General features: G+C 45.1%; 14 protein-coding genes, 1 pseudogene and 1 other annotated feature. Of the genes and pseudogenes, 7 read left to right on the top strand and 8 right to left on the bottom strand.

Translation table 11 applies throughout. The features are described from left to right. The first annotated feature begins 126 nt into the window (after positions 1–126). From ABTV53_RS16685 to ABTV53_RS16700, 4 genes are all read left to right on the top strand, one after another. Positions 127–702: a beta-class carbonic anhydrase gene (locus ABTV53_RS16685; protein ID WP_062835011.1), complete on the top strand. Its 576-nt coding sequence runs from the start codon at positions 127–129 to the stop codon at positions 700–702. 172 nt (positions 703–874) lie between these two features. Beyond that, positions 875–1444 carry a PadR family transcriptional regulator gene (locus ABTV53_RS16690; protein ID WP_433744375.1) on the top strand — a complete coding sequence of 190 codons (570 nt, stop codon included), beginning with the start codon at positions 875–877 and terminating at the stop codon, positions 1442–1444. A 94-nt stretch (positions 1445–1538) separates the two neighbouring features. Continuing rightward, complete coding sequence (locus tag ABTV53_RS16695; RefSeq protein WP_124116370.1) at positions 1539–2042, top strand: hypothetical protein; 504 nt, start codon at positions 1539–1541, stop codon at positions 2040–2042. Positions 2043–2047: 5 nt separating this feature from the next. Continuing rightward, a complete protein-coding gene (locus ABTV53_RS16700; RefSeq protein WP_017687903.1) occupies positions 2048–2326 on the top strand; it encodes a YxcD family protein in 279 nt (92 codons plus the stop codon). A 100-nt stretch (positions 2327–2426) separates the two neighbouring features. On the opposite strand, the gene tyrS is transcribed toward ABTV53_RS16700, so the two are convergent. From tyrS to ABTV53_RS16735, 7 genes and pseudogenes are all read right to left on the bottom strand, one after another. Next, positions 2427–3689, bottom strand: a complete 1263-nt coding sequence (gene tyrS / locus ABTV53_RS16705) for a tyrosine--tRNA ligase (protein ID WP_091011938.1) — start codon at positions 3687–3689, stop codon at positions 2427–2429. Between the two features lie 116 nt (positions 3690–3805). Continuing rightward, positions 3806–4033, bottom strand: a binding site (T-box leader). Between the two features lie 99 nt (positions 4034–4132). Next, positions 4133–4483, bottom strand: a pseudogene (locus ABTV53_RS16710) (DMP19 family protein); the annotation flags it as partial. A gap of 149 nt (positions 4484–4632) precedes the next feature. Further along, a complete protein-coding gene (locus tag ABTV53_RS16715; protein ID WP_433744379.1) occupies positions 4633–6102 on the bottom strand; it encodes a protein adenylyltransferase SelO in 1470 nt (489 codons plus the stop codon). Positions 6103–6450: 348 nt separating this feature from the next. After that, positions 6451–7767, bottom strand: a complete 1317-nt coding sequence (locus tag ABTV53_RS16720; protein WP_433744382.1) for a nucleobase:cation symporter-2 family protein — start codon at positions 7765–7767, stop codon at positions 6451–6453. A 262-nt stretch (positions 7768–8029) separates the two neighbouring features. Continuing rightward, positions 8030–8383, bottom strand: a complete 354-nt coding sequence (locus ABTV53_RS16725) for an NRDE family protein (RefSeq protein WP_433744385.1) — start codon at positions 8381–8383, stop codon at positions 8030–8032. A 46-nt stretch (positions 8384–8429) separates the two neighbouring features. After that, positions 8430–8729, bottom strand: a complete 300-nt coding sequence (locus ABTV53_RS16730; protein ID WP_433744388.1) for a Dabb family protein — start codon at positions 8727–8729, stop codon at positions 8430–8432. A 65-nt stretch (positions 8730–8794) separates the two neighbouring features. Further along, positions 8795–9376 carry a TetR/AcrR family transcriptional regulator gene (locus ABTV53_RS16735; protein ID WP_433744390.1) on the bottom strand — a complete coding sequence of 194 codons (582 nt, stop codon included), beginning with the start codon at positions 9374–9376 and terminating at the stop codon, positions 8795–8797. 224 nt (positions 9377–9600) lie between these two features. On the opposite strand from ABTV53_RS16735, the gene ABTV53_RS16740 reads away from it, so the two are divergent. From ABTV53_RS16740 to ABTV53_RS16750, 3 genes are all read left to right on the top strand, one after another. Further along, positions 9601–10716: an NADH:flavin oxidoreductase gene (locus tag ABTV53_RS16740; protein ID WP_433744393.1), complete on the top strand. Its 1116-nt coding sequence runs from the start codon at positions 9601–9603 to the stop codon at positions 10714–10716. 226 nt (positions 10717–10942) lie between these two features. Next, complete coding sequence (locus ABTV53_RS16745) at positions 10943–11794, top strand: AraC family ligand binding domain-containing protein (RefSeq protein ID WP_433744396.1); 852 nt, start codon at positions 10943–10945, stop codon at positions 11792–11794. Further along, positions 11791–12720 carry a DMT family transporter gene (locus ABTV53_RS16750; protein WP_433744399.1) on the top strand — a complete coding sequence of 310 codons (930 nt, stop codon included), beginning with the start codon at positions 11791–11793 and terminating at the stop codon, positions 12718–12720. The genes ABTV53_RS16745 and ABTV53_RS16750 overlap by 4 nt, the downstream gene beginning before the upstream one ends. Positions 12721–12752: 32 nt before the next feature. On the opposite strand, the gene ABTV53_RS16755 is transcribed toward ABTV53_RS16750, so the two are convergent. Next, positions 12753–13454: a pseudouridine synthase gene (locus ABTV53_RS16755; RefSeq protein WP_433744402.1), complete on the bottom strand. Its 702-nt coding sequence runs from the start codon at positions 13452–13454 to the stop codon at positions 12753–12755. Positions 13455–13547 lie beyond the last annotated feature (93 nt).

The raw sequence follows: 13547 nt of genomic DNA on the forward strand, positions 1-13547 counted from the left end.
CTCTAAAAGGTTGGAGTAATGCCATCTGCTGACCGTGAAATTCTATCAAAGCAAAGGCGCGTAGGACAAGTTGCATCATATGCAAGTGGCCGTGCTCGTCGTATTGGATAACAGGAGGCAATGGACATGAACAACATTCAAGAGATTTTGGCTTACAACAAATCATTTGTCGAGACTAAAGAATACGAAAAGTATACGGCTGGCAAGTTTCCAACCAAAAAGATGGTTATCATCACTTGTATGGATACACGTCTGGTGGAAATGCTGCCCAAGGCTATGAACCTGAAAAACGGTGATGTAAAAATCATCAAAAACGCAGGCGCGATTATCTCTCAACCTTTCGGGAGTGTAATGCGTAGTGTGCTTGTCGCCATCTATGAACTGGGTGCAGATGAAGTCCTGGTTGTTGGACATACGGAATGTGGTATGGCTTCCCTCCACGCAGAGACGATGATTGGACATATGGTTGAGCGTGGCGTATCTGAAGAAGTCATGACAACTTTGGAGAACTCTGGCATCCGTTTGCAAAAGTGGTTGCGTGGGTTTGACAGCGTCGAAGAAGGGGTAAAACATACTGTGGAAGTGATCAAGAAGCATCCTTTACTTCCTCCCAATGTACCCGTCCACGGCATGGTTATCGATTCTGCCACAGGCGAGCTTGATCTTGTCGCTGAGGGGTATGGACAACAGGCATCTCTCTAAATGGTTTGGAGTGCGGACCTTATGGTTCGCACTTTTTTTGTCTAAATTAAGGCAGTTGCTCTGTCAGGTTGTCAAACCATACAGTTTCAGTGTACACTTTTTATGAAAGCGGTCAAAGAAATTAAAATCGTTTATTTTTCTGACCTAGCCCTAATATTAAGGAGACATGTGCATGAACATACTTTCCTACGGATTGCTCGGGCTGCTTACCCGCGAGGAGTCATCGGGCTATGATCTGATGCTGAAGATCCAACCGCATTGGCAGGCGAAACACAGCCAGATCTACCCACTCCTGTCCAAGATGGAAAACGATGAGTTATTGGCCTCCCGTTGGGTACAACAGTCTGACAAACCGGACAAGAAAATGTACGCAGTTACGGAAAAAGGCATTGAAAAACTCTTGGAATGGATGATTACTCCTGTTACCGCACCGGTTACACGCGATGAATTTAATTTGCGTATTTTGTGCGTTGGCATAGCGGAAGACGGAAGCATGAGACGCATTCTTAACGAGCGTAAAAACTGGTTTACGGAACGCATACGTTATTTCGAGGATCTGAAGTCACGTATACCTCAGGATAATCTTCGTGTAGGCAACCGAGATTTTGGAAGCTACATTCTGGTACAAAAAGGGTTGATGCACGCACAAACAGGCCTGGAATGGTGTCATTGGGTTACCCAATTGCTTGATGGCCAAGCTGCAATTCAAGACCCAAGTCCAAGCGTTTCAGAAATTCAATAAAATTTGAAACGTTCCTGCAAGTTAACCGTATTACATGAGTAAGGCCCATTTTTGGGTATTCAAACAAATTAATCGGGGGGTTACGATCTTTACAATGAAGAAAAAATTTGGAGTTAAACATCTAATGATGGTATTTATGGCCTTTACGTTGTTGTTCGCAACAGTGGGAGTAACGAATCCGGATTCTGCAGATGCAAGACGTGGTGGCGGATTCAAATCCGGTACAAAAAGTTATACCAACACTCCTAAGAAATCCGACTCCAACAGCAACGTGAATCAATCCAATTCCGGTAATAACTCCGGTACTGGTGCAGCCGCAACCCGTGGTGGTGGATTCTTCGGCGGTGGCGGTGGCTTCATGAAAGGCATGATGCTTGGTGGTCTTGCTGGTATGATGTTTGGTGGATTGTTCGGTGGCATGGGCGCCCTGGGTAACATCCTTGGATTGCTCGTGAACGTTGCAGCAATCATGTTGATTGTTATGCTGGCTATGGCACTCTTCAGAGCCATCTCCAATCGTCGTAAACCTGCTGCGGATGGCCGTTATGACCGCCGCAACGATCGTGATGATGACCGTAACAGAAACGGACGGTACTAATCTCTATGGTTCTGAGCATGGATGAAATTGTGAATGCAATCTGTATTCATATGGCAGAACGTAAGGGCGTACGTCCAACCGATGTGAATGTAGAACTGAGCTGGGAAGAAGATACCGGTTATTCCGCTGAAGTATGGATTCAAGGCCGCAGTCAATATTTGGTAGAATCCAATATGATTGAAGCAATTCTTCGTTACCTGCATAGTGAATACAACATTCGGGCGTACCGTGAGAACGTACGACTTGATCTGGATGAAGAGATCACAGCGATCGTCAATCAATAATATTAGGTCAAGCCATGACCTGTTATACAAAAGACCGTCTCCGCTCTGTCGCCTGACAGAGATGGAAGACGGTCTTTTTGTTTCTGGAGTTTGTACTGTACTAGGATTGAAGTTTAACCAGACTGTAATTCTTTTTACCTTTACGGATAATGATAAATTTACCGCCAATGGCATGCTCTGCGGACACTGTGAATTCAAGCTCCGTGATTTTCTCACCATTCATGGAGATTGCACCTTTGGTAACATCCTCACGCGCTTGGCGCTTGGATGGCTCCAGACCCAGATCCACGAGCCAGTCCACGATATTTTTGGCTTCGCCGTCCGTCTCAAATGTTGGCATTTCCTTGAAACCCTGCTCGATTTCATCGGCTGTCAGGGAACGGATATCACCACTGAACAGCGCCGCTGTAATACGCTTAGCCTGTTCGAGCATTTCTTCGCCGTGAACGAATTTTGTCATTTCTTCCGCGAGTGCTTTCTGTGCTTCACGTCTGTGCGGCTCTGTCTCTACCTTTTCAGCCAAAGCTTCAATTTCTTCTTTGCTCAGGAAGGTAAAGTATTTTAAGTATTTGATCACATCACGGTCATCTGTATTCGCCCAGAACTGGTAGAACTCAAATGGTGTCGTTTTGTTCGGATCAAGCCAGATTGCGCCGCCAGCTGTTTTACCAAATTTCGTACCGTCGGATTTGAGCATGAGCGGAATGGTCAGACCGTACGCCTTCGCTTCAGATCCTTCTTTTTTACGAATCAGATCAAGACCACTCGTGATATTCCCCCATTGATCGGAACCGCCGATTTGAAGCTGTACATCTTCGTTCTGGAACAGGTGCAGGTAGTCGAGGGATTGAAGGATCTGGTAGGAAAACTCGGTAAAGGAGATTCCGCCTTCCAGTCTGCTCGCAACTACATCCTTAGCCAGCATGGTGTTGAGGTTAAAGTTTTTGCCGTAGTCACGCAAAAATTCAATGACATTGATTTTGTGCGTCCAATCGTAGTTGTTCACCATGCGAACCTGATTATCACCGTCTGTTACAAACAACTTCTTCATCTGTGCTGTCAGTGCATCCACATTCTCCTGCACTTGCTCCATCGTTTGCAAAGAACGTTCTGCCTGACGACCACTTGGATCACCAATCGTGCCTGTAGCTCCCCCAATCAGAATGACTGGACGATGTCCTGCCAGTTGAAACCGTTTCAGCATCATGAAGGGAATGAGATGTCCGATATGCATGCTATCCCCCGTAGGGTCAACACCGCAGTACAAAGAAACGGACTTCGTTTCAGTCAATTCACGTAATCCCTCTGCATCCGTCTGCTGGTTAATGGCGTCACGCCACTGTAGTTCATCAATAATATTCATTCGTATAACCCCTTTTCTATCCTCAAAATTCAGTCATGATCTACGTTAAATTACGAATTTACACGCTGGAACGGCTTTTTTGGACACAAAAAAATCGCCTCCTTGTCTTCATTAGACACAGGGACGATTATCATAACCGTGGTACCACCCAAATTGCATGGACAACACGTGAGCTTAACACGTTATCCATACCACTTTTGGCAATATATCGTTTGCCCATCCGCTTGGCATTACCCAAGTACTCCAGAGTGTAATTCGCAGCCCTTGTATGTATCAGGTTCCATCAACCCCTGACTTTCTGTAACAGGGACAAAGCCGCTACTGCGCTCTATCAACGTGATTCATGTATTCAATTTATAGCAAGTATAGCTGAACGTTTCAGTCATTGCAAGACCGAGTATTCAAACTTGGAATAGAAGAACGTATGCATATTTGAAACCAGATTATATGATCATCATGTTCAATTTTCCGTGATAATAACCGTACGCTTTCTCCGCAATCTGATCCTCATTATTCCAAAATTGCTCATCCAAGGCATCTAACTGCTGCTCTTGTTCCATTGAGAGTAATTTAGGAATATCCCAAAGTTCAGTAAGCCTTTCGTCCTCTTCCAAGTGCTTGATGCAGTCGTATGCTGACGTAATAATGCCTGACACTTGCTTCGCATCAATGGTCTCCAGTGCTCGCAATGCGTAACGGTATGCCTCTTCCCCCCAGTTGCAGAAAAACTGTATAAAGCCACCATTAAAGACATCTGCCTCTAACAGCCAGAGAGCAGCAATTTCCTGTTCATTTGAAGTTAAGGCTGCCCATCCGTCTCCAGAATCATTCTTTTTTCCAACAACCCAAACAAGCGGTTAACATAGTTCTGCATCTGTTCCCTACGGAAAGATGACAAAATGAAAAAGCTGCCCAAGGCAGCCTTTTCTTTCATCCTGTTCAATCAGGTCCCACAAAAAGTCTGGTACGAAGTATTGCATTGTGCAGGTAGTTCAGCATATTCAGCCTGTTCAGGTGAGTGCGCGAACGGGTCTGAAAGAACCGCCAGAAGCTTCTGCATCACGCTAAGATCTCCGTGGTTCTCCGCTTGCTCAAGGGCCTCCTCGACCCGATGATTTCGGGGAATGACGGCTGGATTGTTCGTTCTCATCAACTGCCGAGAGACTTCCTTCTCCTCTTCCTGTCTGTCCAATCTTGCTTGCCACCGCTCATTCCATTCAGCAAATTCTGTCGTGCCAAACAAAGTTGTCCCTTCCAAATTATCAAAGGTCAATGCCAGGAACGTATTGGTGTAATCTGCACTATGCTTCTCCATGAGTTCAAGAAGCTCCTTGATCAACGCTTCATCTTTGGCCTCTTCACCCAACAAGCCCAGTTTGGCACGCATTCCCTTGAGCCAATGATGATGGTACAATTCAGAAAATTGTGCGATGGCATCCTGCGCGAGTTCCACCGCCTGCTCTTCGTCTTCATGCAACAACGGCAGAAGTGTCTCGGCAAAACGAGCCAAATTCCATCCGGCAATATACGGTTGATTGCCATAAGCATAACGACCTTGTCTATCAATGGAGCTGAATACGGTTGAAGGATTGTAAACATCCATAAAGGCGCACGGACCATAATCGATGGTCTCACCACTGATCGCCATGTTATCCGTGTTCATCACGCCATGAATGAAACCAACATGCTGCCATTGGGCAATGAGAGCCGCTTGCCGCTTAATCACTTCCTGAAGGAGCAGAAGATAACGATTTTCAGCTTGAGCAACCTCAGGAAAATGTCGATTCAACGTGTAATCAGCCAACGCCCGAAGATCATCGATAGACCCCCATCTGACTGCATACTGGAAGGTTGCTACCCGGATATGACTGAAAGCCACCCGGGTCAATATGGCCCCAGGCCGCTCTGTTTCGCGGATAATGTTTTCTCCTGTTGATACCACCGCCAGACTGCGTGTCGTTGGAATACCTAGTGCATACATCGCTTCACTAATAATATATTCTCGCAACATGGGCCCTACAGCAGCACGTCCATCTCCTCCACGGGAGTAGGGTGTTCTTCCTGATCCTTTCAGCTGGATATCCACTCGCTCGCCCTCTGGCGTAATCTGTTCACCCAGCAGCAAAGCACGTCCATCTCCAAGCATGTTAAAATTGCCAAATTGATGTCCTGCATAGGCTTGAGCTAAAGGCTCGGCTCCTTCCGGAATCGAATTACCTGCAAAAATTTGCGCTCCCTCATCACTGTCAAGAGACTCCACATCCAGTCCCAAGCTCGATGCAAGCAGTCTATTGAAAATGATAAGCTTTGGTGATTCAACAGGCACTGCGCCCTGACTTGTAAAAAAGGGTTGCGGTAACTGCGCATAACTATTCTCCAAGTTCCACCCTTTGTTCAACGTTTCTTGTTGCATGGTGATCACAACTCCTTTTCTGTACCTAAGGGATACCCCCTGGTTCTATTTTAGCCCTGTGAACCAATGCTCATTATATGTAGTCGCATGGAAATTCAATTCAAGAGGTTGTTGACTTAAACGAACATCTAAAATGTTCTTGATGAAACTTTAGCATATTTGCATTCCTTTTGCATTCTTAAGTAGTAACTTTGATAAAATGTCCATCTATCGTTCTTTTCGTACAAAAAAATCCAAGTGGGTTTTCTGCAAAGTGGAGTCATTCCCTTTCATTCCACTTCCCAGAAAAACCGTCTTGGATCTATTCGGCTTACTTACTGCCAGATGACACGTCTGTTATTACAAGGATTACGTGTGTGCTTCCTGAACCTGTACGGGTTGTACAGGCAAGCTTTCTTTTTTGAAACCGAGGTTAAAGAACACATTGAGCAGGATCGCTGACAAGCTTCCTGTAATAATACCGTCACTCACAATGATGCGAATACTTTGAGGAAGCTGGGCAAACAGATCGGGTACAGCGGTAACGCCAAGTCCAAGAGAAACGGAGCAAGCCACGATTAACAGATTGGATTGTTTGCCAAAGTCGACGTTTTGCAGCATTTTGATCCCCGATGAGACGACCATGCCGAACAGGACAACCGTCGCTCCTCCGAGGACAGCACTTGGAATAATGGTTGCAAAAGCAGCTACCTTTGGAATGAGTCCCAGAAAGATCAGAATACCGCCGGCTGCAACAACGACATTGGTCGTTTTCACCTTCGAGAGCTGAACCAAACCAACATTCTGTGCAAATGTATTGTATGGAAAAGCATTAAATATGCCGCCGAGAACAAACGCGAGACCTTCAGCGCGATATCCCCGTGCCAGATCTTTCTCGTTAATGGGTTGATCACAGATTTTGCTCAAAGCCATAAATACACCTGTTGATTCGATGATCACAACCGTACCTACAATAATCATTGTAATGATCGGGCCAATTTCGAAGGTAGGCCATCCGAAGTAAAAGGGTTGGGGCAAATGGAACCAGGAGGCATCCTGCACAGCGGTAAAATTCACTTTTCCCATGAAGGCTGCGATGAGGGTCCCCACAATAATGCCAAGGAGAACAGCCAGGGATTTCACAAAACCGCGAGCATATCGATTCAGAATTAGAATGAAAAGTAATACGCCAAAAGATAAGGCCAAATTGTCCAAACTTCCAAAATTCTCGCTGTTTGCTCCACCCGCCATGTTTTTAATACCGGTTGGAATTAAAGCAAGACCGATGATGGTTACCACTGTACCGATCACAACGGGTGGAAATAATTTGACGATTTTGCTGAAAAACACGGCAAAGATGACGATAAATAAACCCGCTGCAATGATCGACCCATATATGGCAGGAATTCCGTATTGCGATCCAATCGCAATCATGGGTGTCACCGCTACAAAAGAACTTCCAAGCACTGCTGGCAAACCTATACCCAGGTACTTCCCTTTCCGAGCCTGAAGCCATGTTGCAATCCCACACGTTAACAGGTCAATGGATACCAGATACGCCAACTGCTCTGCCGTCAGATTTAGTGCTCTGCCCACAAGCAAAGGTACCAGAATTGCTCCCGCATACATCGCGAGTACATGCTGAATCCCCAGTGAAAATACTCTCATCTTTTTGGTTTCTTTCATCCCACGTTACCCCCCCTGAAATTAGAATCAACTGAACCGCTGCAAAATCATGTTATGTTGATTCACATTATATAAATTATTCAGGGAAGTTCCATGATTCATAACATAGAATTGTGACAAGAGATAAAGAGCATAACTATAATTGGGCGTGTTATACAAAAGGTATTTTCAAACCGTTTATGTCGCGTTATATTAGTTGACACATAAAATTTAAATAATTCTTTTACTCAGAAGCAATGAAACATGATCATGGGATTTAACTTCAGTGATTCATGTTAATGCCTAGATAATGATCTCGGCTTTGCTCCGCACGTTGGATATATTGCTCAGGTGTGGACGTTCCCTTTAAAAAGTCAGCAACCAGATCTCCTCTTGAGCCCTTGCCATGCACCTCTTCATTCGGATCACGATAGTTCGTAACAGCAGCCAGACGCCCACCGGTTGTTAAGCCCATCCAAGTTCCCATTTTTGACAAGTCTCGCCCTGCCAATATTTGAGGGTAATCTTCCCAATAATGTGCTTGAGCCGTAGGTCTGTGATAGAATTCATCCCTATTTGATCCCAGTATAAGCGGATACGTTGGATGCATGTTGTACGCAAATAAAATTAAACACATGGGAATCTTCAACTCCTATAGTCGTCAAACCTCTATAATTGCAGCTTTATATCGCATAATCAACGACAATGACATCTTCCACCCAACCATCGAGTGAAGCTACAAATGCCTGATGGGCAGGATGTGGTCCATAAGCACTCAATCCGTCCTGATCTGCAAACGTCACTCTCAATCCAATCGTATAACCTTGAATACGGTCCGTTTCTTCCGTTACATTAATCCCTGCGGTCAACGCGACAATCCCCGGGATTTGTTCCTGTAAAGCGAGCAACTGGTCCACCAGCTCCTGCTGTTTGGCTAGCGTAGTTTTATCGTTAAATTTAAAAACAACCAAATGTTCAATCATCTTGTCACTTCTCCTCTGTCCATCGAATAGTAATGCGATTTCATTCATGAAGTTAACTCATCAAGTTAATTCAACAATTCCAATCCGCCCATCATATAGGGGACAACTCGCTTGGCCAGGTCATTGGGAGACTCCTGTCTTCCATCCATATTCCATCGGTACGTCATTCCATAGATCGACCAGCTTAGCATGGTTGCAGTTATTTTCAGCGTTTTGGGAACTACATCCTTTGCCACTTTGCTCATTAATTCCAGCAGAAATTGTTCCAGCTGTGTCTTAATGTTTTCTTCAATTATCGGTGCAACCGTCTCATATTTCTTGATGCAATCATTGCTTGAGACGTGATAATCACATAATGAAAATATAAGTTGCTGTATCGTTTCCGCTGATAACCGGGCATCCGGGTCCACCCTTTTTGTTACATATTCCATAAAAGCATCCGATAACAAGGCTTCAAGCAGTGCATATTTATCCTGAAAATGGGCGTAAAAAGTGGCTCTGTTAATTGTGGCTTGTTCCGTAATATTCTGAATCGTAATGCTGTTGAAATTTTTAAGATTCAATTGATTTAAAAACGCATCAAGGATTAATTGCCGAGTGCGAATGACACGCGGATCGTTCGAGTTTGGAGACAATACACCCGACATGTCTCAATCCTCCTTTTGTACACAACATATTTGGCCAGGCTTCTTCATTATAGATAAGTGCTTTTGGTTCAACAAGTCAAAGTAAGTGCAATGACACCATACAATAATCCGTGTCTTTCGCTTAAGCAACAAAACAATCAAACTGTTGGTTGAGTAAACTTGTAGGGATTGTTAACATTGCACTCGTACCCGCTGAGAGGTACAACATAACGGAGGTGCATATTTTGAGTAGTCCACAATATAACATTATTTCTACAGAGCGTTTGTTTCAACCATACACCGTTGCAAAGCTAACCCTGCCCTCGCGCATCGTCATGTCTCCCATGGCTCGCGCCTTCTCCCCGGATGGTGTTCCGGGCCCCGATGTAGCCGCATATTATCGTCGGCGTGCCGAGCATGGTGTTGGACTCATTATTACCGAAGGTGCGACCATTGAGCATCCGTCTGCATCAAGTGAGCCTAGAATCCCTCATATGTATGGGGAAGCAGCTCTTCAAGGCTGGGCTAAAGTAGTCGAACAAGTTCATGATGCCGGCGGCAAGATTTTTCCGCAGATTTTACACATGGGAATCGTTCGTCCTTCAGGATCTAACCCACACCCGGAAGCTGCGTCACTGAGTCCATCGGGAGTTGATATGGAAGGTACTCAAGTAGGTGAGCCAATGACGGAGGCGGAGATCTCGAAAGTGATTCAAGCTTATGCAGATGCAGCAGCCAATGCGCAACGCATCGGTTTTGACGGAATTGAGCTTCACGGTGCACACGGATTTCTGATCGATCAGTTTTTCTGGAAAACGACGAATAGAAGGACGGACCGCTACGGTGGTGACCTTCAGAAACGAACTCAATTTGCGATTGAACTTGTCATGGCAGTTCGTGCTGCGGTGGGTCCTGATTTCCCTATTGCAATGCGGATTTCCCAATGGAAGATGAATGATTATCAAGCCCGACTATTCGACACACCGGAACAACTGGAACAATTCCTCCGTTTGCTGGTTGACGCAGGTGTAGATATCTTCCACTGCTCCACACGACGCTTTTGGGAGCCCGAATTTGAAGGATCTGATCTTGGATTTGCAGGGTGGGTGCGGAAGCTAAGTGGTCAAACCACGATAACGGTCGGTTCTGTAGGCATGGCAGATGAGCCTGGAGCAGAAGGCGATGAAGTCAAACATCCGGGGATGAGCGAACTTATGAAGCGATATGAGCAACAGGAGTTTGACCTGGTAGCGGTCGGACGTGCACTCCTTGGTGATCCGGCATGGGCTGCCAAAATACGCGAAGGCCGCGTATCTGAAATTCAGGATTTTACACCTGAAGCACTGGCTACGCTATACTAAGAACAATAACTTATTGTTCCAGACATTTTTTTCTCCCATATATGTAGGTTTGAACTCATGAATCAACTTTACTATGCAAAGGGCTCGCAATCCCTCCGGGATTGCGGGTATTTTGTTTTTGGAGATATCTGTACGATCAAACCCTTCGAGCAATAGCAATATCGTTCAAGAAAATTCCTTCTTTGCAACCTATAATGACATTAACATACCAGAAAGAAGGTGCATCATGACTCGGGAAGTCCGGACTGTGGTATTTGATACCAACTTACAGCTAGAAGCTTATCAGTTTGAAGGCATTATGCAGAAGTTTCCCAATCATTTTCATGACTATTACGTCATTGGATTTATTGAGCAAGGCAAGCGTCGCCTCGTCTGTAACAATGAAGAATATATTTTGAATAGCGGAGACATGATTGTCTTTAATCCACATGATCCTCATACCTGCGAACAGGTTGATGGCAGAACCCTCGATTATCGCTGTATCAACGTCCAGCCTGAGGTGATGCGAGAATATGCGAGAGAGATTACCGGACAAGCTTACTTGCCACGGTTTACATCCCCCGTTCTCTATCAAAGTGAACTGGTTGGTTCCCTGCATGAGCTGCATCAGATGATTCTGGAGGAGCAATCGGATTTCTGCAAAGAAGAATTGTTACTCTTTCTGCTGGATCAATTGATGCGAGATTATTCAGATGCTGAACCGCCTGTTTCCACTCAGGATGTCACTATGGAGATCAGACGCATATGTGAGTACATCGAATCTCATTACATGGAGATCATCTCATTAAACGAGTTAGCCGACTTGACAGAGATGAGCAAATATCACCTGCTGCGTTGGTTCACTCGCCAGAAGGGCATATCACCCTACCGCTACCTGGAGACGATTCGTATTAACCAAGCCAAACGATTATTGGAACAAGGCCAGCTTCCGATTGAAGTTGCTGCACAGACAGGATTTAGCGACCAGAGCCACTTCACGAATTTTTTCAAAAAACTGATTGGCCTGACGCCCAAGCAATACCGACGTATCTTCAATCATGATACCGAGCCGAAACGACCCACCCATCACATCGTATGACGAGTCGATATAACACCAAGGTCTCTACCGGACATTTACTCGCTTTGTTTACCATATTGATCTGGGGCACTACCTTTGTCTCAACGAAGGTTCTGCTGATTGACTTTACCCCAGTGGAAATTTTGTTCTTTCGCTTCCTGATCGGATATTTGGTACTCGTGTTGATCTATCCGCGTTCACTGCGAACCTCTTCATTCAGGGAAGAATGCTTATTTATCGGAGCAGGAATATGTGGAGTGACTCTATATTTTCTCATTGAAAATATTGCGCTGCTGTACACAACCGCTTCCAACGTGGGTGTTATTGTCTCCATTGCTCCATTCTTCACTGCCGTGCTCGCACATTTCTTCCTGGATGGTGAGAAGTTAACACGCCGTTTTCTTATCGGATTTGGGATTGCCTTGAGTGGAATCCTACTCATCGCACTGAATGGCAATCTCGTGCTGCAACTGAATCCGGTAGGTGATCTGCTTGCTTTTATAGCACCTGCGGTATGGGCGATTTATTCTGTATTAATGCGAAAAATTGGCCAGCTTGGCTTCCACACCATTGGTGCGACCCGCAAAGTATTTTTCTATGGCCTGATCTTCATGCTGCCAGCTCTTTTTCTGTTCGAATTCCATTGGGAACTCGGGCGCTTCACAAGGATGACCAATCTTTCTAATCTTCTCTACCTCGGTCTGGGGGCCTCCGCGTTGTGTTTCGTGACCTGGAACCGGGCTGTGAATCTTCTCGGAGCTATGCAAACGAGTGTATATATCTATCTGGTGCCTGTCATTACTGTCGTGTCCTCTGCACTCGTTCTTCGGGAACAGATCACTTGGGTAATTGTAATTGGTGCGTCCTTAACACTATTCGGCTCTTACATTTCAGAGCGCAAAGCACACAAGCTTAACAACAAAAACACTAATCCGCTGAGGGGTTAGTGTTTGCTTCAGTTTTCTCTTCATTTTTTACTTCATTTGATCTCATTCAATTGAGACAGCAGAATCTCCAGTTCCTCTTGCTCCAGATGACGCCATTGCCCCCGCTCCAGTTGATCCAGCGTAATATTCATAATTCGGATGCGCTCCAGCTTCAATACGCGGTACCCTAAGGCTTTGCACATTCTGCGGATCTGCAGATTGAGCCCCTGTGTCAGAATAATACGAAACACATTTTCACTTTGTTTATTCACTTCGCAAGGCTTGGTCACCACGTCCAGAATTTCAACACCTTCAGACATGGACTTTACAAATTCATCTGTTATGGGTTTGTTTACAGTCACTACATATTCTTTGTCATGATTATGCTCCGAACGCATCATCCTGTTCACAATGCCTCCATCATTCGTAAGCAAAATCAACCCCTCAGATGCCTTATCCAGCCTGCCTATTGCAAATATGCGAGAAGGATAATTCATATATTGAATGATGTTCCCCTCCACATGTTCTGCTGCTGTGCAGACAATACCGATGGGTTTATTCAGAGCAATGTAGACAGGTTCGCTGTCATTACGAGGAATCTCATTGCCATCAATAAGGACCACATCATGAGGTTCAACTTCGGCTCCTTTTTCACAAACCCTGCCATTGATCGTTATGCGTCCGTTTGCAATTAATCGGTTCGTTTCCCTGCGGGAGCAGAATCCCGTTTCACTTATGTATTTGTTAATTAACATGTGTCACCGCTTCTCATCTGTAATAGTTCAGCTGGTTCATTGATTAATGATTCGTTCATTAACTTCACGCAAGAGTTAGTACCTTGTACTGAT

The sequence above is a fragment of the Paenibacillus amylolyticus genome, from assembly GCF_050990605.1.
GTDB classification, from domain to species: domain Bacteria; phylum Bacillota; class Bacilli; order Paenibacillales; family Paenibacillaceae; genus Paenibacillus; species Paenibacillus amylolyticus_H.

What these genes read in the sequence shown, in the direction of transcription:
- ABTV53_RS16685 (WP_062835011.1), top strand. Translation starts at nt 127, where the DNA reads ATGAACAACATTCAAGAGATTTTGGCTTACAACAAATCATTTGTCGAG.
- ABTV53_RS16690 (WP_433744375.1), top strand. Translation starts at nt 875, where the DNA reads ATGAACATACTTTCCTACGGATTGCTCGGGCTGCTTACCCGCGAGGAG.
- ABTV53_RS16695 (WP_124116370.1), top strand. Translation starts at nt 1,539, where the DNA reads ATGAAGAAAAAATTTGGAGTTAAACATCTAATGATGGTATTTATGGCC.
- ABTV53_RS16700 (WP_017687903.1), top strand. Translation starts at nt 2,048, where the DNA reads ATGGTTCTGAGCATGGATGAAATTGTGAATGCAATCTGTATTCATATG.
- tyrS (WP_091011938.1), bottom strand. Translation starts at nt 3,689, where the DNA reads ATGAATATTATTGATGAACTACAGTGGCGTGACGCCATTAACCAGCAG.
- ABTV53_RS16715 (WP_433744379.1), bottom strand. Translation starts at nt 6,102, where the DNA reads ATGCAACAAGAAACGTTGAACAAAGGGTGGAACTTGGAGAATAGTTAT.
- ABTV53_RS16720 (WP_433744382.1), bottom strand. Translation starts at nt 7,767, where the DNA reads ATGAAAGAAACCAAAAAGATGAGAGTATTTTCACTGGGGATTCAGCAT.
- ABTV53_RS16725 (WP_433744385.1), bottom strand. Translation starts at nt 8,383, where the DNA reads ATGTGTTTAATTTTATTTGCGTACAACATGCATCCAACGTATCCGCTT.
- ABTV53_RS16730 (WP_433744388.1), bottom strand. Translation starts at nt 8,729, where the DNA reads ATGATTGAACATTTGGTTGTTTTTAAATTTAACGATAAAACTACGCTA.
- ABTV53_RS16735 (WP_433744390.1), bottom strand. Translation starts at nt 9,376, where the DNA reads ATGTCGGGTGTATTGTCTCCAAACTCGAACGATCCGCGTGTCATTCGC.
- ABTV53_RS16745 (WP_433744396.1), top strand. Translation starts at nt 10,943, where the DNA reads ATGACTCGGGAAGTCCGGACTGTGGTATTTGATACCAACTTACAGCTA.
- ABTV53_RS16750 (WP_433744399.1), top strand. Translation starts at nt 11,791, where the DNA reads ATGACGAGTCGATATAACACCAAGGTCTCTACCGGACATTTACTCGCT.
- ABTV53_RS16755 (WP_433744402.1), bottom strand. Translation starts at nt 13,454, where the DNA reads ATGTTAATTAACAAATACATAAGTGAAACGGGATTCTGCTCCCGCAGG.